Here is a 25,900-nt window from a genome sequence, read left to right as displayed (position 1 = left end):
AGCCGATGGCTCCCGCTTGGTTTTTTTATGCAGTGAAGATTAAGCGACGTTATCCATCACTTTACTTGCTTGGCTCGCGGCAAGATGCTCGGGAGCAAAGTCATCCACGTTGATGGTGTAGAGGCGATGTTGCTCGGCTTCTTTAAGTAGCTCGGCATCTTCGACACTGATGATCTTACGTTCCAGACCAATTTGTGCCACTTCATCCAAACGCATGAACGGACGACGCTCACCAATCTCTTTGCACACTTTGTCAAATACCGGCTCCGCTTGCAAAATCACAGAGAGTGCCAGCTCAATCTTACCAGCTGCGTTGTGCTCAGTCGGTTGCAGGTATTGATTGCGACCAATACGGCTGCGCGTTGCACATGGTGTTTGCAGAATGCGCGCCACTTGGCTGTCAATTTTGTCGCTTGGCGCTTTACGCACACGGCCAAATGGCATGATCAACACACGTAATGCTTTGCCAATCACCTTGTTCGGGAAGTTCGCCAAGAACTCATCTATGGCCACTTCGGCCTGTTTCAAGCTGTCTTGCAGACCCCAATGAACCAGTGCCAGATCTTCGGCTGGGCGACCATCTTGCTCAAAGCGTTTTAGCGTTGCTGAGCTTAAGTAAAGCTGGCTTAGGATATCGCCCAAACGCGCAGACAAACGCTCACGACGTTTCAGTGAGCCGCCTAAAACCGCCATCGAGATGTCTGAGAGCAGTGCCATGTTGGCACTGTAACGGTTCAGTTGCTGGTAGTAACGCTTGGTCGCATCTTTGGTTGGCGCGCTAGAGCCGTAGCCGTCGGTTAAACCAAACCAAATACTGCGCACCAAGTTACTCATGGTAAAGCTCACGTGACCAGCCAGCGCCGCGTCAAATTGCTCAACCGCATCCGATTTCTCCGAATAGGCGGCTTCCATTTCTTGCAGAACATAAGGATGGCAGCGAATCGCCCCTTGACCATAAATGATCATCGAACGAGTCAGGATGTTCGCCCCTTCCACGGTCACGGCAATCGGTGCGCCTTGGTAGCCACGAGCCAAGAAGTTGGATGGGCCTAAGCAGATGCCTTTACCACCGACGATGTCCATCGCATCAATAATGCTGCGCTGACCACGATGGGTACAGTGGTACTTGACGATGGCCGAGATCACCGACGGTTTCTCTCCCAGATCAATACCTGCCACGGTTAAGTTGCTCGCCGCATCCATCACGTAGGCGTTACCGCCAAGACGTGCTAGTGCTTCCTCAACCCCTTCTAATTGGCCGATCGGTTGTTTGAACTGACGGCGAATGCGAGAGTAGGCCCCCGTCGCCAACGCCGCGGATTTGATGCCGCCTGTTGAGTTCGATGGCAAGGTGATGCCACGGCCAACCGACAGACACTCAACCAGCATACGCCAGCCTTGGCCAGCCATTTTTTGTCCGCCAATGATGAAATCAATTGGCACAAAAATGTCTTTACCGCGGGTAGGGCCATTTTGGAATGGTACGTTCAATGGGAAGTGACGATTGCCAATTTCCACGCCTTTGATGTGCGTTGGGATCAAGGCACAGGTAATACCGAGATCTTCTTTATCGCCTAGCAGGCCCTCTGGATCGCGCAGCTTAAATGCCAGACCGAGTACTGTCGCCACTGGCGCGAGGGTAATGTAGCGTTTGTTCCAAGTCAGGCGCATACCAAGGACTTCTTTGCCTTCCCATTTGCCTTTGCAAACTACGCCATAATCTGGGATTGAACCCGCGTCTGAGCCCGCTTCTGGACTTGTCAGAGCAAAACAGGGGATCTCTTTACCTTCCGCCAAGCGCGGCAGGTAGTAGTTCTTCTGCTCTTCTGTCCCGTAATGTTGCAGCAGTTCACCCGGGCCAAGTGAGTTTGGTACGCCAACGGTAGAAGAAAGAACGCCGGAAACGCCGGTCAGTTTTTGCAACACCAATGACTGCGCGTAAGCAGAAAACTCCAGACCACCGTATTTCTTCTTGATGATCATGGCGAAGAATTTGTGATCTTTCAGGTATTGCCATACCTCCGGTGGTAAATCTGCCAGCTCGTGGGTCACTTGGTAATCGCTAACCATCGCACACACTTCGTTGACTGGCCCGTCAAGAAACGCTTGTTCTTCAGCCGACAGTTTCGGCGCAGGAATTGCGTGTAATTTTTCCCATTCTGGCTTGCCTTTGAACAGCTCCGCTTCCCACCAAACTGTACCAGCATCGAGCGCTTCTTTTTCGGTTTGCGACATCGCAGGCAATACCTGCTTGAACAGCTTCAGCGCCTTAGCACTGATGAGCGATTGACGCAGTGAGGGTACAGCAAGTGCAGCCAAAAGCAGAAAATAGCACAGCCAACCAACCGAACTGGCGTAGTCAGCAACGGTGAGCGCCAGCATAGTTAAGGTCAGCAGAGTAACGGATTTGGTTAGAGACAGACGGTGATAGAGCGTAAAGCCAAGCACCGCGGTCATCGCCAGTATAGAGAGCAAGATGTCCATATGTGTGTTCCTTATCAGACTGTTTGATTTATGGTACGTCTGTGGGTTGGTAAGAGGTCGAACCAGTTGGCTTAAGTGTAATCAAATTATTAAAGAAATGTAAAACCAAATTCTGAGCAAAAAGTGATCTTGGTAGAGCTAAAATTCTAAATTTGAGATTCCAATGGTGATTTCGACATCAGATCGCCTCAAAGCGCTTTACAAATCGCCGAAATCTCGCCCTCTGGTGTCGACACAATTTCCTGTTTGTGGGTAAACTCAGCCTATCTACGAGCAGGGGAGCAACGCGGCCCTGCCAACGTGAGCGCATTGCGTGACATGACAACAAAAAAAGAGAACATCTTATGTACCAAGATCTGATTAGAAATGAGTTGACGGAAGCGGCTGAAGTTCTGAACAAGTTCCTCAGCGACGAGCACAATCTTGCCCAAATTGAAGCGGCAGCAAAAATGATTGCTGATTCATTCAAACAAGATGGCAAAGTCCTCTCTTGTGGTAATGGTGGTTCCCATTGTGATGCAATGCACTTCGCCGAAGAGTTAACCGGTCGTTACCGTGAAAACCGCCCGGGTTACGCTGGCATTGCTATCTCTGATCCGAGCCACTTGTCTTGTGTCAGCAACGATTTTGGTTACGAATACGTCTTCTCACGTTACGTTGAAGCGGTCGGCCGACAAGGTGATGTGTTGTTTGGTCTGTCTACTTCAGGCAACTCTGGCAACATTCTTAAAGCGATTGAAGCGGCTAAAGCGAAAGGGATGAAAACCATTGCGTTAACCGGTAAAGATGGCGGCAAAATGGCAGGTCTGGCAGACGTTGAGATCCGTGTCCCACACTTTGGTTACGCCGATCGCATTCAGGAAGTGCATATCAAGATCATCCATATCATCATTCAATTGATCGAAAAAGAGATGGAATAACAGAGGCTTTGCCTCTTCTTTGCAGGGAGTTGTTTTAGCATGTGCGAATTGCTCGGTATGAGCGCGAATGTCCCCACTGACATCTGTTTCAGTTTTACGGGATTGATGCAACGTGGCGGGAAAACTGGGCCACATCGCGATGGTTGGGGGATTACCTTTTATGAAGGAAAGGGCTTTCGCACCTTTAAAGATCCCAAACCGAGCTGTGAGTCAAAAATCGCTGAACTGGTGCAAAGTTATCCGATCAAAAGCTGTTCGGTGATCAGCCATATTCGTCAAGCTAACCGTGGTGGTGTTTCGCTGGAAAATACCCACCCATTTACCCGTGAACTGTGGGGACGTTACTGGACATTTGCCCACAACGGTCAACTGAGCGATTACCACACGCTTGATTCTGGTCGACATCGCCCTGTTGGACAAACCGACAGTGAAAAAGCATTTTGTTGGCTGCTCAACCAGTTAGAGCGACGCTATCCTGAAACTCCACAAGATATGGAAAGTGTTTTCACCTATTTGGCTTCATGCTGCGAAGTGCTGAAGGAAAAAGGGGTGTTTAACATGCTGATGAGTGATGGGGAATATGTGATGACCTATTGCACTAATCATCTGTACTGGATCACACGTCGCGCCCCGTTTGGCAAAGCCGCTTTACTGGATGAAGACGTGGAGATCAACTTCCAAGAAGAGACCACCCCTAACGATGTGGTTTCAGTGATTGCTACTCAGCCTTTGACGGGCAATGAAGCATGGCAACGAATGAAGCCCGGTGAATATGGTCTGTTTCACTTTGGTGAACGGATTATCACCAATGCGCCACAACTTAAGGATGTGCCGTTTGCTGCGCCAAAGCCCAGTTGCCAAGCGCCGACAGAACCACTGGAATAATCACAATAAAAAGGTTGCACAACGCATAATGCCAGTCAGTTAAGCTGACTGGCATTTTTTCTATTTGTCGCGTACTTCTTGGGTTTCAACTTCACCCATCGAGGATAACTTCTATCTTCTCTTCGAGGTGGTAGGATAAACATGGATACATGCTCCAGTAATACTTCATAGTGTTTAGGGAGCTTTCCTGGGCTTGTTAAAGGCAACGCTGCAAAGTATTGCGTCACAGCCATAGCACTGCTCGTAAAGCTCAGTTGATTTGGCCAGACACTATCTAACCTACTTGCCGCTTTTGTCATAACCTGCCTGATAAGGTTATAGGCTAGTAGAATACCCCAGAGCTCCTGCTTAACCATATCTGGACGCTTGCTTCGCAATGTATACTCTCTGTCAAGCAAGGTTTCCTTCATTTCCCGATAGCCTAATTCGATTTCCCAGCGATAACGATAGAGCTCTACAATTTCTTCGCCAGGAAAACGTAACCCGTCACGCATTGAGGTAAGTATCTGATACTCTTTACCGTTAATGATTTTCGAGACTAGCCTTGCTTCAACTACATCAGGAAGTTCACTAAACTTCTTTCTTGCCTGAGGAGTGGTTTTAATCGCAACGATTGCATCACTCTTGCTGTACCTATGAACGACTTCATACTGGAAGTCTTTTCTCACAGGAAGCATCCAATGCCTCTCTTGGCCGACTTTGTTCCAGCGGTTCAGCAGTCCCAGAGAGTAATATCCTTTGTCAAAAATAGTCAGAGAATGGTCTGGCGTTTGTTCTATGAGCTCTTCTGCAAGCCGCATTTCGTTGGTTCGATAGTCAGAGAATGCACTATCGATGAGCTGATGGCTTGTAAGCTCCATCAAGCAAACCATGCGTACCTTAGGGTAAATATTTTCAGATGACTGATTACGCTGTGCTTTAAACTCTTGATGATTTTCAGGTGTATCCGCTGTTCTCCAAACGACACCATCGACAGATAGGAGATTGAGTCCACACCAAGTTTCAAATTTAGAAGATTGATAACTCTGAGCCGCCATCGTCTTAAAGACTTGTTTAACACCTTCTTCGCCTAATCTCTGCCTAGCTTGGACAACAGCACTTGGCGCAACAAAGCGCCGTTTGTCTGGTAGGACAATATCAAGTTGGTTAGCAATATCCCAAACAGATTGTTGCCGAAAAAGACTCATTCCAACAACGGACCAAAGTACTGCTTCCAAGGGTAAACGTCTTCTTCTAACTGTTGCTACGCCAGCTTTTTCAAAACCTTGCTGGATAAGCTCTGGACTAAGAATTTCAGAGTATTTGTCAAAGTGATGGAAGGTATTGCATGAGCGAAAAGTACTCGCAAGTTGGCTCTCTAAAGACATGAAAAATCCGATATTAGTTTCCTAATATCGGATTTTGAAGCCTTTTGAGGATCGGTCAAATGATCTCAAAAACTTTTCTTAACTGATCGGCATTATGCACAACGCAACCTTTTTTCTTTTCAATGAATCACTTGCACTATTCGTCCGCTGCGTAGCCCGATGCGCCAAGCTGCAAGCCATCGAGATAGGCCGCTCCATTTTTCATTACCAAGCGTTCGTCAGCCAGCCATTTGACTACCAAAGGGTAAATATTGTGTTCCTGAGTTTGCACGCGTGCGGCGAGCGTCGCGGCATCGTCATCCGTAAACACCGGCACTTTGGCTTGTAAAATGACAGGGCCGCCATCGAGTTCTTCTGTCACAAAGTGCACGCTGGCTCCGTGTTCACTATCCCCTGCGTCAATGGCGCGTTGGTGAGTGTGTAATCCGGGGTATTTCGGCAATAACGACGGATGAATATTGATCATTTTGCCTACATAGTGGCGCACAAACTCGCCACTAAGAATACGCATGTAGCCGGCGAGGACGATGATATCTGGCTGATAAGTGTCGATTTTATCCATCAACACTTGGTCGAAATCCGCTCGATTAGCAAAAGGTTTCGGATCAACAAAATGGGTCGCCACATCAAATTGCCGCGCGCGTTCAAGGCCGTAAGCCTCTGCTTTGTTAGAAAACACCGCGCGAACTTGGGCGTTAGTGATGGAAGATTGGCAGGCTTCAAGGATCGCCTGAAGGTTGCTACCGCTACCGGAGATAAGTACCACGATATTTTTCATCTGGGTGTCAATGTCCTGGTGAGTCTGTTTATTGCGCTAAAGAGTGGCAGAATACCTAACTCTTTCAGGGTTTTTAGTGGCGTAAATAGCAGAATGAGGACATAAGTCCTCATTCTGTTTGTTTGCCGTCGGCTGAAGGATCAGTGAATCTCAACCTGCTCTTCGCCGCTTTCCGCTTTCGCGATCGCGCCGATAACCCAAGCGTTTTCACCTTCCTCTTGCAGCAGTTTCACTGCGGCTTGTGCTTGCGCTTGCGGGAGAGCGATAATCAGGCCAACACCACAGTTGAATGTGCGGTACATTTCATGTGTGTCTACATTGCCTTTCTCTTGTAGCCATTGGAAGATGACTGGCCATTGCCAGCTCTTGCCATCAATCACCGCTTTGGTACCTTCAGGCAGCACGCGCGGAATGTTTTCCCAGAAACCACCACCAGTGATGTGCGAAATTGCATGAATGTCGTGTTCAGCAATCAGTTTTAGACCTGACTTAATATAGATCTTGGTGGGTTCCAGCAGGTGTTCACCAATGGTACGTCCTGCCAGTTCTTCGTTCTTGTCTGCGCCAGACACTTCAAGAATTTTACGGATAAGTGAATAGCCATTTGAATGTGGCCCGCTTGAACCAACAGCGATCAACGAATCGCCTGCTGCGACTTTGCTGCCATCAATGATCTCTTCTTTTTCGACCACGCCAACGCAGAAACCGGCGACATCATAGTCTTCGCCTTCATACATTCCTGGCATTTCCGCGGTTTCACCACCGATCAGAGCGCAGCCAGCCTGTACGCAACCATCCGCAATGCCAGAGACCACGGCCGCAGCGGTATCTACGTCCAGCTTGCCTGTCGCGTAGTAATCAAGGAAAAACAGAGGTTCAGCTCCTTGCACAATCAGATCGTTGACGCACATCGCCACTAAGTCGATACCGATGGTGTCGTGTTTGTTCATATCCAGAGCGAGACGCAGTTTGGTTCCTACACCGTCGGTGCCCGACACCAGAACTGGCTGCTTGTATTTAGTTGGCAGTTCGCACAGTGCGCCGAATCCGCCAAGGCCGCCCATGACTTCAGGACGACGTGTGCGTTTAACCGCACCTTTAATACGTTCGACTAGGGCATTGCCTGCATCGATGTCTACACCAGCATCTTTATAGCTCAGAGAAGAGTTATTACCACTCACGGGGAAGTCCTCGTTTTAAGTTGGATATGAAAACGGCGCTATTCTACCAGTGCTCGAATATAAAGAGCAAACGTTTGCGCGAGTTTTTTTCTTGCGCTTTGTGACGAGAAATTCGTGACGAAATCGTTTATAATCGGTCAGTTTGTTTAAAATTTATCTATATTGCCGGAGATAGACATGAAAGTTGTTGAAGTAAAACATCCTCTTGTAAAACATAAGATTGGTTTGATGAGAGAAGGTGATATCAGCACTAAGCGTTTTCGCGAATTGGCAACGGAAGTTGGCAGTCTTTTAACCTACGAAGCCACTTCCGATTTTGAAACGGAAAAAGTGACTATTGAAGGTTGGAATGGCCCAGTTGCTGTCGATCAAATCAAGGGTAAAAAAGTCACGGTTGTGCCAATTTTACGTGCGGGTTTGGGAATGATGGATGGCGTTTTGGAGCACATGCCAAGCGCACGTATCAGTGTTGTGGGTATCTACCGCGATGAAGAGACACTTGAACCAATTCCATATTTCAACAAGCTTGCTTCTAATATGGAAGAGCGCATCGCTTTGGTGGTCGATCCTATGTTGGCGACTGGCGGCTCGATGATCGCAACCATCGACCTTTTGAAAGAAAAAGGGTGTCAGCAGATTAAAGTGCTGGTTCTTGTCGCGGCTCCTGAAGGTATAGCTGCACTGGAAAAATCACATCCAGATGTTGAACTGTATTGTGCGGCAATCGACGAAAAATTGAATGACAAAGGCTACATTGTCCCTGGTCTGGGTGATGCGGGTGACAAAATCTTTGGTACCAAGTAAGCCAAAGTAAAACTCGATTGCAAAGAAAAACGCCTGGCAGCAATGTCAGGCGTTTTGTTTCTCTGAAATACAAGAGGAGCTTAGCTTTTCGCGTCGGCTTCCTCTTCCATTTGCGCATTATCCACCACGTGATTCTCGCCTAGGTCTTGTGGCAGGATCAGGTTGAGTGCGATGGCAACGATACCGCAGAGGCTAACGCCTTGTAGGCTGAACTCACCAATACCAAAGGCCATGCCACCAATACCGAACACCAATGTGACGGCAACAATCACTAGGTTGCGTGATTTGTGCAGGTCAACGTGGTTTTTGATCAGCGTATTGAGACCGACAGTCGCAATTGAGCCAAACAGCAAAATCATGATGCCGCCCATCACTGGCACTGGAATGGTGAGTAGGAGAGCACCGAGTTTACCGACCAAAGCGAGAACGATGGCGGTGATTGCAGCCCAAGTCATGATGACCGGATTAAACGCTTTGGTCAGCATAACCGCGCCTGTCACTTCACTGTAGGTGGTATTTGGCGGTGCACCGACCATAGAAGCGGCGATGGTTGCAATTCCGTCACCCGCAATCGTGCGGTGTAGACCGGGTTTTTTCAGGTAATTTTTGCCCGTCACGTTGGAGATCGCCAGCATATCACCGACGTGTTCTACGGCGGGCGCGATAGCCACTGGGATCATGAACAGAATCGCGTTGATATTGAACTCTGGCGCGGTGAAGTTTGGTATAGCGAGCCAAGCCGCTTGAGCGACGGGCGTGAAATCAACCACGCCAAAACCTAAGCTGACCGCGTAGCCTGCGGCGATGCCACCACAGATAGGCAGAAGTTTCAGGAAACCTTTGGCAAACACGCTCATGGCGATGGTCACCAGCAGAGAAATGGAAGAGATCCACAGCGCGGCATTGCCATCGACCAGTTGTACTGCGCCATCGCCGGTTTTACCGAGAGCCATATTAACGGCAACTGGGGCCAGGCCGAGACCGATAACAATGATCACCGGACCTACCACCACAGGTGGCAGCAGTTTGTGAATGAACTCCACGCCACGGATCTTGATAAAAGCGCCAAGAATGATGTAAACAAATCCCGCCGCCATCAGGCCACCCATGGTTGCCCCGATCCCCCAAGTTTGGATACCGAACATGATGGGAGCGATAAAAGCGAAAGAAGAGGCAAGGAAAATAGGCACGCTTTGGCGGGTGATCAGTTGGAATAGTAATGTGCCGACACCTGCACCAAACAGAGCGACGTTCGGGTCAAGTCCGGTCAGCAAAGGCACAAGCACCAAGGCACCAAAGGCGACAAACAACATTTGCGCGCCCTGTATCGCGTTTTTCATAAAGGTTCCCTATTAACAAATATGCAGATAAATTCGCGGGATTCTATCACTTTGCAAACGATTGCTAACTAGTTTTGATCAATTTTTTCCAATAATGGTGCTGTTTGCTGAGATCTTATGCAACCGTGTGGCGATTTTTCATTAAACAAAGAAATAGAGCCAATCTCTGCGGTTTTCTTGCTCATGGTTTGATAGTTGCTTATCATCTTACTTCCCACGCAGTAAGTTAGGAAAAGTATGCGCTATTTAGCTTTATTGATGATCGGCTGGTTGGCTTTGCCGGTCTACGCGTTGACCCAGGTTGATATTTATCGTGCTGAAGTGGCTATTGATGCTGAAAAAAGCAATGGTGAAGAGCTGGCTCGTCAGCAAGCGATGCAGCAAGTGATTGTTAGGGCGTCGGGCTCGGTCGATTCGGTGAACAACCCGGTGGTGAGTAAAGCGCTGCAAGCAAGCGCACGTTATATTTCCCAGCTTAGCTACGGTAAGCTTGGTGAGCAGACGTCAGTGAAGCTGCTCTTTAATAGCGCGCAGATCCGTGCCTTACTGACTCAGGCGCAATTGCCTTTTTGGTCGGAAAATCGCAATAACTTGTTGGTTTGGTTGGTGGAAGAGCAAAATTATGACCGCGCGATCGTCTGGGAGCACTCCGGCGGCAGTGTCGTTGATGGGCTAAAATCTGCGGCTCGCGAGCGCGGTTTGCCACTCACTATGCCGATCGGTGATTTTGATGATATTACGGGCATTGCCATTTCCGATCTGTGGGGCGGCTTTGTGCAACCTATCAGTCGTGCCAGTCAACGCTATCCGGTTGATGGCGTGTTGGTGATTCGCGCGCAAGGCAATCAGTTACGCTGGAGCTTATACGATCAACCGCCAGAAGTGATGGAGACGGCAAACCAAGTGCCGATGACAGGTTCGGCAAACGGTGAGGATGCGAGTGCAACTCTAATCAATACCATTGCGGACTTTTATGCCAAGCGTAGTGCTGTACTGGTATCTGGTGAATCCTCGCAATCAGTTGTGGTGAAATTTCTCAATATCAATAATGCCATCGACTTCTTTAGTTTAGAGAAAGCGTTAACTGCGCTCAATTCTGTGGCAAGCCTCGACATTCTTAAAATAAAAGGTAATGAGCTGACTCTGCGTGTTCACTTGCTCGCCTCGCAAGCGGCATTTGAAAAAGAAGCGGAACAGTTGCCACGTGTGGTGAAGTTTGACGACCCGCTATCGAGCCCGGTAGAGGAAGAGACATTGGACTCAGATCCGGCAGCCCTTTCTCCTGAAGAGGGCGCGGCTCCGTCAACGCAAATTACCCTGCCAGCACAAGATATCAGCGTTACCGAAACCGTTGCTGAGCCTCTACCCAATGGCGATCCCTTGGTGTACGAGTGGCAAGGTCGCTCTTAGAATCCCATTAAGATATTTTGGATTTAAAAAACGCCAACTTAGTTGGCGTTTTTGCATTTAAGCTAAGCAGTAAGAACAACTACTGCTTACCCATTTTCTCGTTGCCAAACTTGGCTTTCTCTTCTTTTTCGATCTGCGACAGTTTTTGCAGTTTCAACCCTAGCTCTTGGCCGCGCGTGCGGGCATACAGGATATTGCCAGCAAAGCCAAGTGCGGTGAGCAGCAGTTCAACCAAAGCCAGCCACCTTTCACCGCCATCCACATACAAGATGGTTAACGCATGCAGGAAATAGAGCATTAACACAAAGTTAGCCCAAGCGTGCGTGTAAGGTTTTCCCGCAATAATGCCGGGAAGCGGCAGCAGTAAAGGAATACACCAAGCGATCGCTAACGCCGTGCTGCTCAAATGTGGATGCGGAGAAAGAGCCAGTTGCCACAGGGCGACCCACGCCAGTAGCGCTAAATTGCCAAACAGCGCCAAATAGCGAAAGCGGCGCGTCTTGGCGCCCATAGAGAGTGAGGACATTTACGACTCCTTTTGTTTCCTGGCGATCTGTGCCAGACGTTTTCCTAATTGCTGTGCCAGTTGGCTCTCTTCTGTGGTCAAGGTGGCTTCGTGGCCGACACTGCTCGCACCGTAAGGTGTTCCGCCAGAGCGGGTTTGATGCAACAGTGGTTCAGAGTAGGGAATACCCAAGATCAACATGCCGTGATGCAGAAGGGGGGTCATCATACTCTGTAACGTAGTTTCTTGCCCACCGTGCATGGTGGAGGAAGAGGTAAACACGCAGGCAGGCTTGTCAATCAGATCGCCATTGAGCCATAAGTGGCTGGTTTGGTCCCAAAAATGTTTCAGTGGTGCCGCCATGTTGCCAAACCACACCGGGCTGCCCATCGCCAGCCCGTCACACTGCTTCAACTCGTCCAGAGTAACCACAGGATCGCTCGCTTGCTGTGAGCTCGCAGTCAGTTCTGCTACGGTGCGCAAAGTCACTTCACATCCGTTTACGGAGGCGGCGCCACGGGCGATTTGTCGCGCCAACAGTTTGGTTTTACCGTGGCGGCTGTAATAGAGAATGAGAATATGTGTACTCATTGGCAGTTATAGAATCTCCAAAACCGCTTCAGGCGGGCGACCGATGCGCGCTTGGCCATTTGCAACCACCACTGGGCGTTCGAAGAGCGCAGGATGCTTCGCCATGGCGGCGAACAGTTGTTCATCACTGGCTTCGGCCAATTGCAGCTCTTTGTAGAGATCGTCTTTGGTGCGCATCATATCTCGTACGGACGCCAGGCCAAGTTGTGCGAAAAGGGTTTGTAACTGCTCGATGTCCAAAGGCGTTTGCAGATATTTCACCACTTCGGGAGTTACCCCATTTTGCTCAAGCAGTTCTAGCGTTTGGCGGCTCTTTGAGCAGCGAGGATTATGGTAGATAACGACTGACATGACATTCTCCATTTCATTATTGTAAGGCGAGGAAGCGATCGCGCTGCACCATCAGTTGATCAATGCGCGCATCATACCTCGCTTGTTCTAAGCTACCCAAAGTGGCCAGTTGACTGGCTTGGGTGTAGTACTGAATTGCTTTGTTCCAGTTGGCTTGCAGCGCCAAGATCTCTGCTCGCGCCGCCAAATCTTCACCGCTGTTACCTTGGCTGATGTTGGCGCGCGAAAGCAAATGCCATCCATTGGTATCTTCAGGATTATCATGGGTGTAGCGCTGAAGTAGACGAACGGCTTCGGCGGTTTTTTCCGCTTCAAGCAATGCGTTGGCGTAGTTTATCGTCAGCACCGGGTTGTTGGGAATGCGTTCGAGCGCACTTTTAAGCATAGTTGCCGCTTTCGGCGCTTGTTTCTGCTCGATGTAGAGGTCTGCAAGCGCGTCCAAATAAAAGACGTTGTTGGGATCGGCTGCGCTTAACTTGAGTAAAATCTCTTGCGCTTCGGTAAGCTCTTTTTTGTCGAGATGGACCAAAGCTCTTCCATATTCAAATGCGGCTTTGAGCGCAGGATCGGCCTTCTTTTGTGTACGAGCAAACCAGTCCATTGCGGCATCAGAATCGATGCCTGCGTAGCGCGCGACGATGCGCGCCCGAGCCAAATGGTAGTCCAACGAGGGCATCTCGCGCAGCGGAGGATAGCTTTGCGCTCTGGCTCGGCTGTCGGTGATGCGATCTTCTGGTAAGGGGTGCGTCAGAAGCATGGGTGGCGGCGTGCTGGCGTAGCGATACTCATCGGCAAGGCGAGAGAAAAATCGTGGCATCGCTTGGGCATCATAACCCGCTTTGGCTAGGGTGTTGATGCCAAACCGATCCGCCTCTTTCTCATTGCTGCGGGTGTAGTTGATTTGGCTTTGCATCGATCCTGCTGTGGTGGCGGTGATGGCTGCGATTCCCGCTTCTGGTGCGGCGATCGCCAATAATAAAGCTCCAGCCAAGGCCGCTAACGTCGCGGGGGAACGTCGCGCTTGTTCCTCCATACTGCGTGCAAGATGTCGCTGAGTGACGTGGGCAATTTCATGGGCAATCACGGAGGCCAGTTCGCTTTCGGTACGAGCATGCAAAAACAGCCCAGAATGCAGTGCCACATAGCCGCCGAAGAAAGCGAATGCGTTGATATTGCGATCGCGAATCATAAAAAAGCGGAAAGGGGTTTTGACGTCATTGGCATTGGCAACCAAGCGATGGCCGAGTGTGTCGATATATTGATTGAGGACAGGATCATTGATGATCGGCTGACTGCTGCGCAGCATGCGCATGTAAGCGTCGCCATAAATGAGCTCTTGGTCAATCGACAAAGTGGCACCGGCAGCAGTGCCGATGTCTGGTAGATCTAACGTGTTGGCAAAAAGCGGTGCCGGGGTCACCAGACTCATGGCGATAGAGAGGCTTAGCAAGCTGCGAGCGCGTTTTAACATAGTAATCATTGAGTCTCCATATGGCTGCAACATTAAGACCCGTGGGCATAAAATTGGTTTCGTAAATAATCAGTAAAGAAAGCACACACGAAGTGACAAAACGCCGGAGTAAACTTGGAGAAAAGCTGGCACCGGCAAAAAAACGCTTTACAATAACACGCCTATGATAAGCAACGGACAAAATAATGGAACCCACACAATTGGATCTCCGAGCGCATCGTTGCCCAATGGCCTTGTTGTTGGCTAAGCGCCACAGTGCAGAGTTAGTTAAAGGAAGTCAATCAGTTATTCTGATATCAGATCAAAGTTCCCTGCAAGATATTGTCAGATATTTGCAAGCCCAGCGCTTTGAGGTTGAAACTCAGGTAAAGTCCGACTTTTATCTCCTACGTATTTTCAAAAAGGATGTGTCGTCAGATGTTTGAAATGATAAGCCGCTGGTATAAGCGACGTTTTTCAGATCCTCATGCTGCCAGCTTAGTCGCCATTTTGCTGTTCGGTTTCATCACCATCTACTTTTTTGGGCATCTCATTGCTCCGCTGTTGGTCGCCATCGTGCTTGCGTATTTGCTTGAATGGCCAGTGGCACAAATGCGTCGTCTCGGTGTGCCTCGTACCATCGCGGTCGTGACAGTGATCTTGCTGTTTGTCGGTATCATGCTGGTGGCGTTGTTTGGCCTCATTCCAACTATCTGGACTCAGGTCGGCAACTTGATTAATGACATTCCTAGCATGTACACCGGCTTGCAAAAGTTTATCGCTACCTTGCCAGAGCGTTACCCGGAGTTGGCCAATTTACAGATTGTGGAGTCGATTGCTACCAACGCGAAAAACAAAGTGTTGGGTATGGGAGAAAGCGTGGTCAAAGGCTCGCTCGCTTCTTTGATCAGCATCGCGACGCTTGCGGTGTATCTAATCTTGGTGCCGCTATTGGTTTTCTTCCTGCTCAAAGATAAAGATGAAATGATGAGCATGGCCAGCGGGTTGCTGCCGAAGAACCGCCGTTTGGCCAACAAAGTGTGGCATGAGATGAACGAGCAGATCTCCAACTACATTCGTGGCAAAGTTCTGGAGATTTTGATTGTTGGTGGTGTCAGTTACGTCACTTTTGCAGTACTTAATCTGAGATACTCGGCGCTGCTTGCTGTCGCGGTCGGCCTGTCGGTACTCATCCCGTATATCGGCGCTGCGGCTGTCACTGTGCCTGTTGCGATTGTGGCACTCTTTCAGTGGGGGATCTCTAGTGAATTTTACACTTTGCTGATTGCCTACGGCATTATTCAAGCACTGGATGGTAACGTATTGGTGCCTGTACTATTTTCTGAAGCGGTGAACCTGCATCCGGTGGCGATTATTGTTGCCGTGTTGGTATTTGGTGGGCTTTGGGGATTTTGGGGTGTCTTCTTTGCTATTCCGCTGGCGACATTAGTCAAAGCGGTGTGGAAAGCGTTGCCAAGCCAAGAAGGGCAAGAAGCGATAGAATAAAAGTAAGCCCGGTTAATGTCCGGGCTTATTCATTCTAGTTTGCAATACCTTGATGCTAGCCTTGCGCGTTAAGGTAGTTGAGAACCACTTCGTGGTGATCCTTGGTTTTGAACTTGTCGAACACCTGCTCGATAATCCCTTGCTCGTTGATCAAGAAACTGATGCGGTGCAAACCGTCGTAGGTTTTTCCCATGAATTTCTTCAGTCCCCACACGCCAAACTGTTCAGCGACCTGATGGTCTTCGTCCGATAAGAGCGTAAAGTTGAGGTTGTCGCGCTCAATAAATTTACCGAGACGCTTCACCGGATCGGTGCTGACACCTAATACCACCACGTTGTGCGCGTCAAGTTCGGCCTTTACATCTCTCAGTCCCTGGGCCTGTACGGTGCAGCCTGGTGTCATGGCCTTGGGGTAAAAGTAAAACAGGATTTTCTTGCCTTTGAAATCGGCCAAAGAGACGGTATTTTCGTTTTGATCGAGCAAAGAGAAGGCGGGAGCTGGCATGCCTGCTGTCAGCGTATTCATGATCGGGCTTCCTTTTTATAGTGTGTTTTTAATGAAGTTGAGTGAGCCTTGTACGCTGAGCTTGGTACAAAGATCATTAAAGTCTTCTTGTAGTTGCATTAAGTTGCATTCGCTGTTGACCGACGCAGTGATCGCAATGTGGAACTGATCTTTCTCCAACTGCACCAGAGATTTGTCAATGGTTTGAGCACTGAGCATCGACAGCCCAATTTGTTTGTCAGCAAAAAACTGGGTGAACTGTTCGGTGAGGCCGACGCGATCATCTGATTCGATAAACACCTCCAGCGTGTAGCAATTACTCAAAGGGTTATGCGGAGAGGTGCGTTTCATAATGGTAATCAGGTCTTGATCCTGACCGAGTAATGGCAGGGTGGTTTCAACTCTGGCAATGCCATTACTACTGCCGGAGAGCAGCATGATCAAGGTGAACTCATTGCCAAACATGGCAATGCGGCTGTCAATGATATTGCACCCTGCCTGAGTGACCAGATGCACGACTTGGTTGCAAATCCCCGGTCTGTCGGTACCCATAGCAGTAATTACCAGATGTTGAGTCATAGCGTTGCTCTTATTGTTCATTTTCATTTTTCGCAGGATGGTAGCATATCCGTTTGCACAAAATGTCGAGTAAGTTCGTTTTTTTATGCAAAGCAGAAACATCGACCACTCTTCACCAAGCGCTGACAAGAGGGCCATCTTAAGTAACTATAGTCGAGCTCGAGAGCCCTTTTCCTCAAGGGAAAGTCACAGAAAGCCATATCAATTCAAATATTCATTCACTTGTACTCAGGAAGCGAGTTTGTGCTCTTGTTTTTTTCAATCGCCTTACAGTACCATGCATGAAGAATCAAATGAGGGAGAAAGACATGTTATCAGGAAGTATCGTTGCGTTACTCACGCCGTTCAAGCCAGATGGCGAAGTAGATTTCGATAGTCTACAAAAGTTAGTTGAATATCATATTGCGGCTGGCACAAACGGTATTGTGGCTGTTGGGACCACAGGCGAGTCTTCTACCTTGACTGTGGAAGAGCACGTTAAAGTAGTTAACAAAACGGTCGAATTCGTCAATGGTCGAATCCCTGTCATTGCTGGTACGGGGGCCAATGCCACCCATGAATCGGTCACGTTCAGTCGTTTGTTGAACGATTCAGGTATCGATGCCTGCCTAAGTGTCACTCCTTATTACAACAAACCAACTCAAGAAGGTTTGTATCTGCACTATAAAGCCATTGCAGAAGTCAGCACGGTACCACAAATTCTGTATAATGTACCGGGCCGCACGGCGGTTGACCTGCTGCCAGAAACGGTGGCGCGTTTGGCTGAGATCGATAACATCATCGCGCTTAAAGATGCGACTGGTGATTTAAAACGAGTTGCCCTCCACCGTGAACTTTGTGGCGAAGATTTTATCTTACTCAGTGGTGACGACGCGACTGGGCTGGATTTTGTTAAGCTCGGCGGTCAAGGTGTGATTTCTGTAACCAATAATATTGCGGCGAAAGACATGGCAGACATGTTCCGTTTAGCAAGAGAAGGTCGTTTTGAAGAAGCGGAAATTATCAACCAACGTTTAATGCCACTGCATAAGAACCTGTTTGTTGAGTCAAGCCCAATTCCAGTCAAATGGGCAGCGCAACAGCTAGGCTTAATTGAGTGTGGTCACCTTCGTTTACCGCTGACTGAGTTGTCAGAAAAAGCGCAGCCAATTGTAGCCAAAGCAATGACCGACGCTGGTATTTTCTAAGATAGATGTAGTAACGCCGGAGCATTCTCCGGCGCTTTAGGAGTTTCAATGAAGTTTTCTCGTCAGTTAGTGCTTAGCTCGCTGGCTGTTTTAGTGCTCACTGCTTGTTCAAATAGCCCAACTCAACGTCGTCAAGCGAAAGACGATTTTACCTATCTGGAAACCGCTGATTTACAAACGTGGAATCTCCCCGACGGCGCGACGGCGCAGTTCTACCCCAATTTCGACATTCCGCAGGGGAATTTTTCCGGTGGGATAGGTCAAGAGGTCGACATTCGTCCACCACAGCAGATTTTGGAATTGATCCCAGGCGCGCGTTATGAACGCAACCAAGGTGAGATCACGCTATGGCTGATCAAGCAAGAAGAAGCGGAAGAGGTTTGGCAGACAGTTCGAAATATGTTGGCTGAGCGTCAAATCCCAATTCAAACTAGCTCTGAGACGCATATTGAGACCGGCTGGCTGGTCTGGAAAGCGGAAGATGAAGAGACCGATATCGGCAGCCGTTACTCAGTTGACCGTTTTGAAGCCAACAATCGCTACGGCTTTCGCATCAGCTTGATTGATTGGCGAGAAGGTACGCAAGTAAAACCGGTCACCTTAACCAATAAAGAGCGCTACAACGTCTTTATGACCAATCTCGTCACCTCGCAATATGATCAAAACAAGCGGGACGAAGCACAGCGTAAAGCGCAAGAGTTGGTCAAACAGATCCCCATTACCATGGGCAGCGATCGCAGCGGATTCCCAGTCATTATTGCACGCACGCCATACAATGTGTTGTGGCAGCGTTTGCCGACGATTTTGCCGCGTATCGGTTTTAGTATCGAGGAGCGCAACCAGTCTCAAGGGACGCTAAAAGCCAAGTATGCATCACCTGATGATGAGTTTTGGAATGAGATTGGTGTGAAACCGATGGAGCTCAAGTCAGGAACCTACACGTTTTTGTTTGGGGATTTGGGTAACCGAACCTCCATTAACGTGACTAACTCTTCGGGTAAGCCCGTGGAAGAGGAACTACTAAAATCCCTCGCTCCAGTATTGGCCGCCGTGGCTAAGCAAGAGTAGCCGTCAGCGAACGAGACCTTTTGTTGACGTGAAGATTGAAAAGCCGAGTGTAGACATACATTCGGCTTTTTTAGCTTTGCGATTGCTGACAAATGGCTGTCACAGTCTGTTGGCAATAGGAACGATACGGTGATGAAAGACAAAAGTGTGATGTAACCTAGTTTGCAATTCCGCTCATAATGGCAATTTTGTGTAGAATTAAAACTCAGACCGAATTGCCACAAGAGCACCGACTTCGCCATGCCTAGCAAACTCATGCAGTTACTTCAGCGCTTCACCCGCGTTGCCAAACCTATCCGTTATACCATTTATCTGCTCTTCGCTTATGCTTTGTATGCGCTGAGTTTGGGTGTCATCCTACCAACGGTGATAGAGAGTAAAGTGCCGCCGATGCTGGCTCAGCAGCTAGGTCGTGAAGTGAAACTCAACCAAGTCGCTATCAACCCATTTTTGTTGCGGGTGCGTGTTGACGGTTTTGCCTTGCAAGAAGCCGATGGCGTGCAAGCGTTCAGTCAGTTTGAACGCTTAGAGCTGCAATTGAGTTTTTGGCGCAGCCTATTCACTCTGACGCCGACGCTAGAATACATCACGCTCTCTGGGCCTCAAGTGCGCATACAGCGTCTGCAACAAGATAACCAAGTGCGCTTTAACTTCAGTGACATCTTGGACAGTTTGGCTCAGCAAACGCAGCAAGCTCAACCACCATCGCCGCAAAGTACAGAATCCTCCCTTCCCGCGTTACGTATCGAAAAAATAGAAATCGCCAGTGGGCAGTTCCATTTTCAAGACCAGTTAACCGGGGCGCAATTGAACTATCAAGGGCTCAACTTGCATTTGCAGCAGTTCGACACTCAATCGATGCATCTTGTACCGGCGGAAAAGTCGTCGAAGCCGACCAACCAAACACAGGTCAATCAGTACGCTTTTGCTATTCAGGGAGCAGATAAGAGTGAGTTGCAACTCAGTGGCCAGTTTCAATTGCAACCTTTGTTGGTCGATGGGACGGTTAAGCTGCAAGGGTTAACGTTGCCACCGTTTTGGCCATTTGCCAAAGATCAGATGGATGCGGCGGTCACCGATGGCGTGGTTAACTTTTCTGCCCACTATCTGGCACAGCAAGCAGGGGGAGATTTTCAGTTTGCAGTCAGTGATGGGCAACTTCAGTTGAGCGACCTGACGGTCAGCTCCGCGCAGCAGGCTAAAATCAAGTTGCCTCGTTTGGCCGTGCAGGATATCCGGCTCAGCAGCCAAACGAAGGATATTGATATTGCTGCGATTGATCTGCAAGGGCTTTGGCTTGACGCCGAGTTCTCCGAGCAAGGGCTCGATCTGCAACGTTTGTTTCGCTTAAAGAATCAGCCCGCCGCCAAGGAAGAGGCCGTCGCTGTCGAGGACAACAGCGACGTTGATAGTGCCTGGTTGCTTCGTCTTGCTCAATTCTCATTAAGTGAAACAGACCTCAATCTCAAGGAACAAGCGCAAAGCTCAGGAGTATTCTGGCGTGTTTATCCACTGTCGCTTGTTGCTGGGCCGATAAGCAGCGACCTCAATGCTGCGGTTGATTACGAGTTGTCACTAGGGCTGAGTTCTAGCATGGCGGCGTTGCCACAAACGGCGCGCGGCGAGGTGACCACCCGAGGCAGTTTTGATGCGAAAGCGCTGAGCGTACAAGGGGAGATGGCAATTGAAGGGCTCGACCTCACTCAATTGCAACCGTATCTGACGCCATATGTGAATATCGATTTCTCGCAAGGAAAATTGTCCAGCCAAGGCCGTTATCAGGCAGATGCCAACGGAAAAGCAAGTTATCAAGGCACATTGGCGATCGATCAACTGCTGCTTAAAGATGGCATGCACCATCAGCCGTTGGTGAAATGGCAGAAGATGGCGATAGATTCGCTCCATTTCGATGCGCAACAGCATGCGTTGGACATTCAGACCATCCATTTTAACGCGCCTTACGCCAAAGTGATGATTGCGCAAGATAAGCAGACCAACATTGGTCATTTGCTTGTCCAGCAGAGCGAGACGCAAGAAGGAACGGCCATTAGTGTGCAGAGCGATGAAGCCTCTGCTGCGTCCAAGCCGCTGGCGATCGACATTCAAGCCATCACCATTACCAATGGGGCCGCCTATTTTGCTGATGAGTCGCTGACGCCAAATTTTGCATCTGGCATTGAAGCTTTACAAGGAAATGTGCGCCATCTCTCTTCAACGCCCGGCACTAAAGCGCAGGTCGATATTAGCGGAAAAATTGATAGGTATGCGCCAGTGACACTCAAGGGGGAAATCAACCCTTTGATTGAAAAGCCTTACTTGGATCTTGATTTACTGTTCAAAAGTGTTGAATTAACCTCGGTGAATCCCTACTCGGGCACTTATGCGGGCTATTACATCGACAAGGGACAACTGACGCTGGCACTCAATTACCAATTGCAAGAGGACCAATTGCTCGGGAACAATCATTTGGTGATTGATCAACTGCAACTGGGTAAACCCAGCGAGTCGGATCTTGCGACCAGTCTGCCGATCAGTTTGGCGATTGCCTTGTTGCAAGACAAAGACGGAGTCATCGATCTGGGCTTGCAAGTGTCTGGCGATGTCAACGACCCAGACTTCAGTGTGGGCGGTATTATTTTGCAAGCGATCAGCAATGTGATTGTCAAAGCGGTCAGTGCGCCGTTTTCACTGCTAGCGGACTTGGTTGGCGCCGATGAGGAGCTCAATCTCATTGCCTTTGACTTTGGCTCATCGACGTTAAACGCGAAGGAGCAAGAGCGCCTCAGTACGCTCGCCCAAGCCTTGTCATCGCGTCCCAAACTAAAAATTAGCGTGGCCGCTTCAGTGGCACTCGCGCAAGACAGTAAAGCGCTAGCCGAGCAGCAGTTACAGCAGATGTTATTGCAAAAAAGTAACTTAGAGACGCTGCCGAGCGATTTTAGTGCCAGTCGACTCTCTGAATCTAAGCCCCTGTCTCAAGCGGCAATCGTTCTGGCTGAGACTCAGTTATCCTTGGATATCGATCAAGAACGCAGCAAAGTCGCCGCGCAGTTGGCTGAAAAAGCGGGTGAGGAGGCGGTGTTAGCGGAACAAGTGGAAACCACTCTCATGATCGGTCTTTATAATCAACTGCTAAACTCCATAGAGATCAGCAAAAATCAATTGAGCAATCTGGCTGAAGCACGCGCTAAAGCCGTCAAAGCGTTTTTGGTGGATGAGGCTCAATTGGCACCAGAAAGGGTTTTTCTGCTCGACAGTAAAACGCAACTGCGCAGCGAAGAGAGTGCGGTAGAACTCTCAGTCAGCGCAGACTAACGCTTCGCCCTAGTGAAAGCACAGCCACTGGCCTTAGCGGCTAAGGTCAGTGGTTGCGTTTCTCGTCATCAAGCTGGTGAGCTTTTTTGTCCAGCTCGTTGAGTTTGTCTAAGTCACTTTTATCGCGCTGTTTGTCGATCTGACCTATTTTCATTTTGGCCGTGTACTTGAGCGCCGCAATATTGCCGACGATAACGCTTAGCACAATAAAACTGATGACCCAAGGATTGGTTAAAATCTCTTTCATGTCGCCTCCGGCGGACAAATATTGGCGATAAATTGATTGTAGATGAGCGTGAGGTTTTCCAGTATGCACGCCACTCCATCAATTGGATGCGCGTTTAATTGCCGCTGCAAATCGTTGATGGAGAACTGGGCTAAGCAGCTTGTGGCCGTTTCAATATGGCTGATGTGCCAAGGCTCGCTGGCCACGCCGCCGCGATCTCGCCGGTAGGGCAGGAAAAAGCCATAGTGAGAGGCGTTGTGGCTGAGCCAGTGCGAAAACTCTCGTTGGTGGCCACGAGTATACTCCCAAGGTTCAAGCTGTAATGAAACGCCGTCTGGCAGCCGATCACGGGCATAGACATCAAAATCGCAGCCCCAGTGATGACGGCTGGCGCCAGGCAGAGCAGACCAGCGTAAAATGGCCAGCATTTTCTCCTGCTCACTCAAAGACGCTTTGTCCAGAGGCTGCGAATTTTGGTCTAAGATAGTCTTTGGACCGGAAAACTTACCGTTCCAAATGGATTTCTGCCGAGAAAAATCACGAAAACCACTGGCAATTTCCATCTGAAAACCCGCACACTGAGCCGCTTGCACCAAAGTTTGCAGATCGCGCTCGACTTGAGGATGAAGCAAAATGGATTGGGTGCCCACTCGTGCGTCGATCAAGTGAGTGTCTACATAACCGGTGAGCTGCTCAGGTGTCATCATGCCAATAGATGCTCCAGCGTTTTCTGGTACATGTCGGTCAGCTTTTCCAGATCATCGATCTTGACGCACTCATTGACTTTATGAATGGTCGCATTCACTGGGCCAAGCTCTACCACTTGTCCACCCATGCGGGCGATAAAGCGTCCGTCTGAGGTGCCACCTGTGGTCAATAGTGCAGGCTTGGTTTGATTAACCTCATCCACAGCGGCAACCACGGCGTCTAGCAACGCGCCAGTGTCGGTTAAAAACGGGTCGCCATTGAATGTCCATTTCAGGTCATAGTTCAGATCGTAGCGGTTGAGGGTCGAGGTGACACGCTCGACGATGGCGTCATTATTCAGCTCGGTGCTAAAACGCAGGTTAAACTGGACATGAAATTCCCCTGGAATCACGTTAGATGCGCCGGTGCCTGCTTGGACGTTAGGGATCTGGAAGCTGGTCGGCGGGAAGAACTCGTTTCCTTGGTCCCACTCGGTGGTGGCCAACTCGTGAATCGCCAGCAATGATTTGTGGACTGGGTTGTCAGCAAGGTGCGGGTAAGCGACATGACCTTGCGTGCCTTTGACGGTAAGATCGCCAGTAATGGAACCACGACGGCCGTTTTTCACTACATCACCGACGATGGCGGTGCTTGAGGGTTCACCGACAATACACATATCAATGTTTTCATCGCGTGCCATCAAGGTTTCCACCACGCGCACCGTACCGTTGATAAACGGCCCTTCTTCATCAGAGGTGATGAGAAAACCGATCGAACCTTTGTGGTCTGGGTGCTGCGCAATAAAACGTTCGGTCGCAACCACCATGGCGGCCAGAGATCCTTTCATATCGGCCGCGCCACGGCCGTATAAGTAGCCGTCTTTTTCTGTTGGTTCAAACGGAGGAGTATGCCATTGATCCAACTTGCCCGCCGGAACCACGTCGGTGTGGCCGGCAAAAGCAAACAGCGGCGCTTCACTGCCACGACGTGCCCAGAAATTGGTGGTGTCTTCAAACACCATTCTTTCGATTTCAAAGCCAAGTGCTTGCAATCGCTCGATCATCACGTCTTGGCAACCTGCATCTTCAGGTGTAACGGATTGACGGCTAATGAGGTCTTTGGTTAAAGCCAGTACGGGACTGTCTGTCATCCTTGATAATCCTTAATCAGTGAAAAATTTGCTGATATTGTTCGGCTTTAAAGCCGATATGTAATTGGTTGTCAACACGCAGAATAGGACGTTTGATCATCGCTGGCTGTTCGACGAGCAGGGCAATTGCACTTGCTTCCGTGAGGCTCTCTTTTTGCTCAGCGGTGAGTTGACGGAAGGTGGTGCCGCGTTTGTTCAGTACTTGTTCCCAACCGAGCTGCTGACAAAATTCTGCGACCATCTCTGAGCTGATGCCCTGCTTGCGAAAATCGTGAAATTCATAGCTAAGGTTTGCCTCGTCCAGCCACTTTTTCGCTTTTTTTATCGTGTCACAATTGGGGATGCCATACATGGTGATGGTCATGAGTTCTTCCTTCGAGCTGAATTATTATTTTGACTCTGCATCCTACCAAGAAGCCGTAGAACACTCAAAACTTGCGCAAGAATATTTTGTTGCTGAAAAAAAATCGTACTTTCTTGAGTGTGAATGGAAGGTTATTGATCCGCCTCAACAAAAGGCCGAGGAAAAAAGAAATAATGAATCAGCACAAATTTAGGAGGTGTCAATGGAATTGAGTCCTGTTTTTGCAAGGCGATTATATCTCGCCTTGTTGGTGGAGAACCTAGAAAGGCCAAATGTGCCTAAGTTGATCGAGCAAACGGGTTGGCCTCGTCGTACGATTCAAGATGTACTGAAGGCACTGCCGGGGATCGGCATTGAGCTGATGTTTGTTCAAGATGGGCGACGTCACAATGATGGCTATTATCAACTCTCAGATTGGGGGCCGTTTGATAGTCAGTGGGTGATGGAGCGTGAGAAAGACATCGCCACTAGCCTTGGATTTCGTGCTTAAGCCAGCGTTTGCTGGCTTTTCTTATTTATTCGTCTCAATTTAACCTTTGGCCGCGCTTTAGCGTTTCGCAGTAATAAGCTGTGCCGAGCAGGCTCACGGAAGTCGTGAAATTTTGCGTGGTGATAGCATAAATGGTGTTGGCACCGAGCTGATGAGCATTATTTTTTAGTTGATTGACGGCGCCTTGGATCAAAACGTCATTACCAAAAAACAGATAGTTGTACCAATGCCCCTCACTGCCAGTCACGGTGCCAAGATAGTGACAGCTATCGGGATTGAACTGTCCATCAAGGCGGATTTCTATGCTTTGAGACTCAGTCGTTGTTTTATTGAGTGGTGTACTACATGCGCTTAATAGGCCTAAACTGACGAAGGCGACTACTGAACGTTTTAACATCTTAATTTCCTATCCAGAGATAAACGGCAAAGCCAAGCCAACTGAGAGCGAGCAGTACCCAAGGCAGCTTTTGCGTTGTTGGCTTAGGAGTATCGAGCATCTCAACACTGTCTTCTGGCGCTGAATTGGTGTGATCCTCACTTTTGAGCCTGAGCTGCTTTTTTCTCGCTTTGTCTGCTTGGCGATGGCGCTCTTTCTGCTGCTTTTTGTATAGAGCGATTCCTTTTTCGATACCTTGGGCGATGAGTTTGGTTTGCTCTTTGGTCTGCCCCGGCTTTTGCGTGGCTCGGGCTATCTTGAGCGCTTCTTGTTGCGACTCGGGTGAAGGTGTTAGGGTATTTCTTTTCATCTTTGTCTAAA

28 protein-coding genes are annotated in these 25,900 nt (G+C 49.2%); 11 read left to right on the top strand and 17 right to left on the bottom strand.

The window, feature by feature from the left end; translation table 11 throughout:
• Positions 1 to 39: 39 nt before the first annotated feature.
• The gene (gene fadE / locus EWA64_RS04795) at positions 40 to 2,484 is read right to left on the bottom strand and encodes an acyl-CoA dehydrogenase FadE (RefSeq protein ID WP_061894912.1); all 2,445 of its coding nucleotides are present in this window, start codon (positions 2,482 to 2,484) and stop codon (positions 40 to 42) included.
• Between the two features lie 344 nt (positions 2,485 to 2,828).
• On the opposite strand from fadE, the gene lpcA reads away from it, so the two are divergent.
• Together lpcA and EWA64_RS04785 are read left to right on the top strand one after the other, a co-directional pair.
• Complete coding sequence (gene lpcA / locus EWA64_RS04790) at positions 2,829 to 3,404, top strand: D-sedoheptulose 7-phosphate isomerase (protein WP_039433482.1); 576 nt, start codon at positions 2,829 to 2,831, stop codon at positions 3,402 to 3,404.
• Between the two features lie 39 nt (positions 3,405 to 3,443).
• The gene (locus EWA64_RS04785) at positions 3,444 to 4,289 is read left to right on the top strand and encodes a class II glutamine amidotransferase (RefSeq protein ID WP_039439865.1); all 846 of its coding nucleotides are present in this window, start codon (positions 3,444 to 3,446) and stop codon (positions 4,287 to 4,289) included.
• Between the two features lie 35 nt (positions 4,290 to 4,324).
• On the opposite strand, the gene EWA64_RS04780 is transcribed toward EWA64_RS04785, so the two are convergent.
• The 3 genes from EWA64_RS04780 to purM all read right to left on the bottom strand — a co-directional run bounded on the left by EWA64_RS04780 (position 4,325) and on the right by purM (position 7,615).
• Entirely contained in the window at positions 4,325 to 5,656 is a 1,332-nt protein-coding gene (locus tag EWA64_RS04780) for an IS4 family transposase (RefSeq protein WP_061893439.1), read from the bottom strand.
• A gap of 136 nt (positions 5,657 to 5,792) precedes the next feature.
• Positions 5,793 to 6,434, bottom strand: a complete 642-nt coding sequence (purN, locus tag EWA64_RS04775) for a phosphoribosylglycinamide formyltransferase (protein WP_061893426.1) — start codon at positions 6,432 to 6,434, stop codon at positions 5,793 to 5,795.
• 140 nt (positions 6,435 to 6,574) lie between these two features.
• A complete protein-coding gene (gene purM, locus EWA64_RS04770; protein ID WP_061893425.1) occupies positions 6,575 to 7,615 on the bottom strand; it encodes a phosphoribosylformylglycinamidine cyclo-ligase in 1,041 nt (346 codons plus the stop codon).
• 177 nt (positions 7,616 to 7,792) lie between these two features.
• Between purM and upp the strand changes: the two genes are divergently transcribed.
• Positions 7,793 to 8,419, top strand: a complete 627-nt coding sequence (gene upp, locus EWA64_RS04765) for a uracil phosphoribosyltransferase (protein ID WP_039430243.1) — start codon at positions 7,793 to 7,795, stop codon at positions 8,417 to 8,419.
• Positions 8,420 to 8,499: 80 nt separating this feature from the next.
• Here upp and EWA64_RS04760 read toward each other — a convergent pair whose 3' ends face one another.
• Entirely contained in the window at positions 8,500 to 9,759 is a 1,260-nt protein-coding gene (locus EWA64_RS04760) for a uracil-xanthine permease family protein (protein ID WP_061893424.1), read from the bottom strand.
• 237 nt (positions 9,760 to 9,996) lie between these two features.
• Here EWA64_RS04760 and EWA64_RS04755 point away from each other — a divergent pair, with 237 nt between their 5' ends.
• The gene (locus tag EWA64_RS04755) at positions 9,997 to 11,169 is read left to right on the top strand and encodes a DUF2066 domain-containing protein (RefSeq protein WP_061893423.1); all 1,173 of its coding nucleotides are present in this window, start codon (positions 9,997 to 9,999) and stop codon (positions 11,167 to 11,169) included.
• Between the two features lie 79 nt (positions 11,170 to 11,248).
• Here the strand turns inward: EWA64_RS04755 and EWA64_RS04750 are convergent, their stop codons facing one another.
• Genes EWA64_RS04750 through bepA form a run of 4 tightly spaced genes read right to left on the bottom strand, consistent with a single transcriptional unit; the run spans position 11,249 to position 14,087 of the window.
• Complete coding sequence (locus tag EWA64_RS04750; RefSeq protein WP_039439877.1) at positions 11,249 to 11,695, bottom strand: DUF2069 domain-containing protein; 447 nt, start codon at positions 11,693 to 11,695, stop codon at positions 11,249 to 11,251.
• Positions 11,696 to 12,265: an NAD(P)H:quinone oxidoreductase gene (gene wrbA / locus EWA64_RS04745; RefSeq protein ID WP_061893422.1), complete on the bottom strand. Its 570-nt coding sequence runs from the start codon at positions 12,263 to 12,265 to the stop codon at positions 11,696 to 11,698.
• A gap of 6 nt (positions 12,266 to 12,271) precedes the next feature.
• Complete coding sequence (arsC, locus tag EWA64_RS04740; protein WP_061893421.1) at positions 12,272 to 12,616, bottom strand: arsenate reductase (glutaredoxin); 345 nt, start codon at positions 12,614 to 12,616, stop codon at positions 12,272 to 12,274.
• Positions 12,617 to 12,632: 16 nt separating this feature from the next.
• On the bottom strand, positions 12,633 to 14,087 hold the full coding sequence (gene bepA, locus EWA64_RS04735) for a beta-barrel assembly-enhancing protease (RefSeq protein WP_061893435.1): 1,455 nt from the start codon (positions 14,085 to 14,087) through the stop codon (positions 12,633 to 12,635).
• A 185-nt stretch (positions 14,088 to 14,272) separates the two neighbouring features.
• Here bepA and EWA64_RS04730 point away from each other — a divergent pair, with 185 nt between their 5' ends.
• Positions 14,273 to 14,512 (top strand): sulfurtransferase TusA family protein, encoded by a 240-nt coding sequence (locus EWA64_RS04730; RefSeq protein WP_039439883.1) that lies wholly within the window; start codon positions 14,273 to 14,275, stop codon positions 14,510 to 14,512.
• Positions 14,505 to 15,572, top strand: coding sequence for an AI-2E family transporter (locus EWA64_RS04725; RefSeq protein WP_061893420.1), 1,068 nt, complete (start codon positions 14,505 to 14,507; stop codon positions 15,570 to 15,572). Before EWA64_RS04730 ends, EWA64_RS04725 begins: the two co-directional genes overlap by 8 nt.
• A 55-nt stretch (positions 15,573 to 15,627) precedes the next feature.
• On the opposite strand, the gene bcp is transcribed toward EWA64_RS04725, so the two are convergent.
• Both bcp and EWA64_RS04715 read right to left on the bottom strand, forming a co-directional pair.
• Positions 15,628 to 16,098 carry a thioredoxin-dependent thiol peroxidase gene (bcp, locus tag EWA64_RS04720; RefSeq protein WP_061893419.1) on the bottom strand — a complete coding sequence of 157 codons (471 nt, stop codon included), beginning with the start codon at positions 16,096 to 16,098 and terminating at the stop codon, positions 15,628 to 15,630.
• A 15-nt stretch (positions 16,099 to 16,113) separates the two neighbouring features.
• On the bottom strand, positions 16,114 to 16,656 hold the full coding sequence (locus EWA64_RS04715; RefSeq protein ID WP_061893434.1) for a glycine cleavage system transcriptional repressor: 543 nt from the start codon (positions 16,654 to 16,656) through the stop codon (positions 16,114 to 16,116).
• 308 nt (positions 16,657 to 16,964) lie between these two features.
• Here EWA64_RS04715 and dapA point away from each other — a divergent pair, with 308 nt between their 5' ends.
• From dapA to EWA64_RS04700, 3 genes are all read left to right on the top strand, one after another.
• Positions 16,965 to 17,843: a 4-hydroxy-tetrahydrodipicolinate synthase gene (dapA, locus tag EWA64_RS04710; protein WP_061893418.1), complete on the top strand. Its 879-nt coding sequence runs from the start codon at positions 16,965 to 16,967 to the stop codon at positions 17,841 to 17,843.
• A 48-nt stretch (positions 17,844 to 17,891) separates the two neighbouring features.
• Entirely contained in the window at positions 17,892 to 18,911 is a 1,020-nt protein-coding gene (gene bamC, locus EWA64_RS04705) for an outer membrane protein assembly factor BamC (RefSeq protein WP_061893417.1), read from the top strand.
• 240 nt (positions 18,912 to 19,151) lie between these two features.
• Positions 19,152 to 22,226 carry a DUF748 domain-containing protein gene (locus EWA64_RS04700; protein ID WP_061893416.1) on the top strand — a complete coding sequence of 1,025 codons (3,075 nt, stop codon included), beginning with the start codon at positions 19,152 to 19,154 and terminating at the stop codon, positions 22,224 to 22,226.
• A 46-nt stretch (positions 22,227 to 22,272) separates the two neighbouring features.
• Here EWA64_RS04700 and EWA64_RS04695 read toward each other — a convergent pair whose 3' ends face one another.
• From EWA64_RS04695 to EWA64_RS04680, 4 genes are read right to left on the bottom strand one after another with little or no spacing between them, the layout of a single operon-like run.
• Entirely contained in the window at positions 22,273 to 22,473 is a 201-nt protein-coding gene (locus tag EWA64_RS04695) for a DUF2897 family protein (protein WP_039439894.1), read from the bottom strand.
• Positions 22,470 to 23,156: a M15 family metallopeptidase gene (locus tag EWA64_RS04690; RefSeq protein WP_061893433.1), complete on the bottom strand. Its 687-nt coding sequence runs from the start codon at positions 23,154 to 23,156 to the stop codon at positions 22,470 to 22,472. The genes EWA64_RS04695 and EWA64_RS04690 overlap by 4 nt, the downstream gene beginning before the upstream one ends.
• Positions 23,156 to 24,289 carry a succinyl-diaminopimelate desuccinylase gene (gene dapE / locus EWA64_RS04685; protein ID WP_061893415.1) on the bottom strand — a complete coding sequence of 378 codons (1,134 nt, stop codon included), beginning with the start codon at positions 24,287 to 24,289 and terminating at the stop codon, positions 23,156 to 23,158. Before dapE ends, EWA64_RS04690 begins: the two co-directional genes overlap by 1 nt.
• Positions 24,290 to 24,305: 16 nt before the next feature.
• Positions 24,306 to 24,653, bottom strand: a complete 348-nt coding sequence (locus EWA64_RS04680; RefSeq protein WP_039439900.1) for an ArsC family reductase — start codon at positions 24,651 to 24,653, stop codon at positions 24,306 to 24,308.
• On the opposite strand from EWA64_RS04680, the gene EWA64_RS04675 reads away from it, so the two are divergent.
• The gene (locus EWA64_RS04675; RefSeq protein ID WP_039430219.1) at positions 24,652 to 24,846 is read left to right on the top strand and encodes a hypothetical protein; all 195 of its coding nucleotides are present in this window, start codon (positions 24,652 to 24,654) and stop codon (positions 24,844 to 24,846) included. The genes EWA64_RS04680 and EWA64_RS04675 overlap by 2 nt on opposite strands.
• A gap of 9 nt (positions 24,847 to 24,855) precedes the next feature.
• Entirely contained in the window at positions 24,856 to 25,143 is a 288-nt protein-coding gene (locus EWA64_RS04670; RefSeq protein WP_039430217.1) for a winged helix-turn-helix domain-containing protein, read from the top strand.
• A gap of 34 nt (positions 25,144 to 25,177) precedes the next feature.
• On the opposite strand, the gene EWA64_RS04665 is transcribed toward EWA64_RS04670, so the two are convergent.
• Positions 25,178 to 25,540: a DUF4156 domain-containing protein gene (locus EWA64_RS04665; protein ID WP_061893414.1), complete on the bottom strand. Its 363-nt coding sequence runs from the start codon at positions 25,538 to 25,540 to the stop codon at positions 25,178 to 25,180.
• Position 25,541: 1 nt separating this feature from the next.
• Positions 25,542 to 25,889: a DUF2956 domain-containing protein gene (locus EWA64_RS04660; protein WP_061893413.1), complete on the bottom strand. Its 348-nt coding sequence runs from the start codon at positions 25,887 to 25,889 to the stop codon at positions 25,542 to 25,544.
• Between the last annotated feature and the right edge of the window lie 11 nt (positions 25,890 to 25,900).

It is taken from the genome of Vibrio cidicii, assembly GCF_009665415.1.
GTDB lineage: Bacteria > Pseudomonadota > Gammaproteobacteria > Enterobacterales > Vibrionaceae > Vibrio > Vibrio cidicii.
This window is presented reverse-complemented; position numbering and strand designations above follow the sequence as displayed.

What these genes read in the sequence shown, in the direction of transcription:
- dapA (WP_061893418.1), top strand. Translation starts at nt 16,965, where the DNA reads ATGTTATCAGGAAGTATCGTTGCGTTACTCACGCCGTTCAAGCCAGAT.
- EWA64_RS04665 (WP_061893414.1), bottom strand. Translation starts at nt 25,540, where the DNA reads ATGTTAAAACGTTCAGTAGTCGCCTTCGTCAGTTTAGGCCTATTAAGC.
- arsC (WP_061893421.1), bottom strand. Translation starts at nt 12,616, where the DNA reads ATGTCAGTCGTTATCTACCATAATCCTCGCTGCTCAAAGAGCCGCCAA.
- EWA64_RS04755 (WP_061893423.1), top strand. Translation starts at nt 9,997, where the DNA reads ATGCGCTATTTAGCTTTATTGATGATCGGCTGGTTGGCTTTGCCGGTC.
- EWA64_RS04670 (WP_039430217.1), top strand. Translation starts at nt 24,856, where the DNA reads ATGGAATTGAGTCCTGTTTTTGCAAGGCGATTATATCTCGCCTTGTTG.
- EWA64_RS04785 (WP_039439865.1), top strand. Translation starts at nt 3,444, where the DNA reads ATGTGCGAATTGCTCGGTATGAGCGCGAATGTCCCCACTGACATCTGT.
- EWA64_RS04695 (WP_039439894.1), bottom strand. Translation starts at nt 22,473, where the DNA reads ATGAAAGAGATTTTAACCAATCCTTGGGTCATCAGTTTTATTGTGCTA.
- EWA64_RS04730 (WP_039439883.1), top strand. Translation starts at nt 14,273, where the DNA reads ATGGAACCCACACAATTGGATCTCCGAGCGCATCGTTGCCCAATGGCC.
- dapE (WP_061893415.1), bottom strand. Translation starts at nt 24,289, where the DNA reads ATGACAGACAGTCCCGTACTGGCTTTAACCAAAGACCTCATTAGCCGT.
- EWA64_RS04725 (WP_061893420.1), top strand. Translation starts at nt 14,505, where the DNA reads ATGTTTGAAATGATAAGCCGCTGGTATAAGCGACGTTTTTCAGATCCT.
- EWA64_RS04760 (WP_061893424.1), bottom strand. Translation starts at nt 9,759, where the DNA reads ATGAAAAACGCGATACAGGGCGCGCAAATGTTGTTTGTCGCCTTTGGT.
- purN (WP_061893426.1), bottom strand. Translation starts at nt 6,434, where the DNA reads ATGAAAAATATCGTGGTACTTATCTCCGGTAGCGGTAGCAACCTTCAG.
- lpcA (WP_039433482.1), top strand. Translation starts at nt 2,829, where the DNA reads ATGTACCAAGATCTGATTAGAAATGAGTTGACGGAAGCGGCTGAAGTT.
- bamC (WP_061893417.1), top strand. Translation starts at nt 17,892, where the DNA reads ATGAAGTTTTCTCGTCAGTTAGTGCTTAGCTCGCTGGCTGTTTTAGTG.
- wrbA (WP_061893422.1), bottom strand. Translation starts at nt 12,265, where the DNA reads ATGAGTACACATATTCTCATTCTCTATTACAGCCGCCACGGTAAAACC.
- EWA64_RS04750 (WP_039439877.1), bottom strand. Translation starts at nt 11,695, where the DNA reads ATGTCCTCACTCTCTATGGGCGCCAAGACGCGCCGCTTTCGCTATTTG.
- EWA64_RS04660 (WP_061893413.1), bottom strand. Translation starts at nt 25,889, where the DNA reads ATGAAAAGAAATACCCTAACACCTTCACCCGAGTCGCAACAAGAAGCG.
- EWA64_RS04780 (WP_061893439.1), bottom strand. Translation starts at nt 5,656, where the DNA reads ATGTCTTTAGAGAGCCAACTTGCGAGTACTTTTCGCTCATGCAATACC.
- EWA64_RS04700 (WP_061893416.1), top strand. Translation starts at nt 19,152, where the DNA reads ATGCCTAGCAAACTCATGCAGTTACTTCAGCGCTTCACCCGCGTTGCC.
- EWA64_RS04680 (WP_039439900.1), bottom strand. Translation starts at nt 24,653, where the DNA reads ATGACCATCACCATGTATGGCATCCCCAATTGTGACACGATAAAAAAA.
- EWA64_RS04675 (WP_039430219.1), top strand. Translation starts at nt 24,652, where the DNA reads ATGAGTTCTTCCTTCGAGCTGAATTATTATTTTGACTCTGCATCCTAC.
- EWA64_RS04715 (WP_061893434.1), bottom strand. Translation starts at nt 16,656, where the DNA reads ATGACTCAACATCTGGTAATTACTGCTATGGGTACCGACAGACCGGGG.
- bepA (WP_061893435.1), bottom strand. Translation starts at nt 14,087, where the DNA reads ATGTTAAAACGCGCTCGCAGCTTGCTAAGCCTCTCTATCGCCATGAGT.
- fadE (WP_061894912.1), bottom strand. Translation starts at nt 2,484, where the DNA reads ATGGACATCTTGCTCTCTATACTGGCGATGACCGCGGTGCTTGGCTTT.
- EWA64_RS04690 (WP_061893433.1), bottom strand. Translation starts at nt 23,156, where the DNA reads ATGACACCTGAGCAGCTCACCGGTTATGTAGACACTCACTTGATCGAC.
- bcp (WP_061893419.1), bottom strand. Translation starts at nt 16,098, where the DNA reads ATGAATACGCTGACAGCAGGCATGCCAGCTCCCGCCTTCTCTTTGCTC.
- upp (WP_039430243.1), top strand. Translation starts at nt 7,793, where the DNA reads ATGAAAGTTGTTGAAGTAAAACATCCTCTTGTAAAACATAAGATTGGT.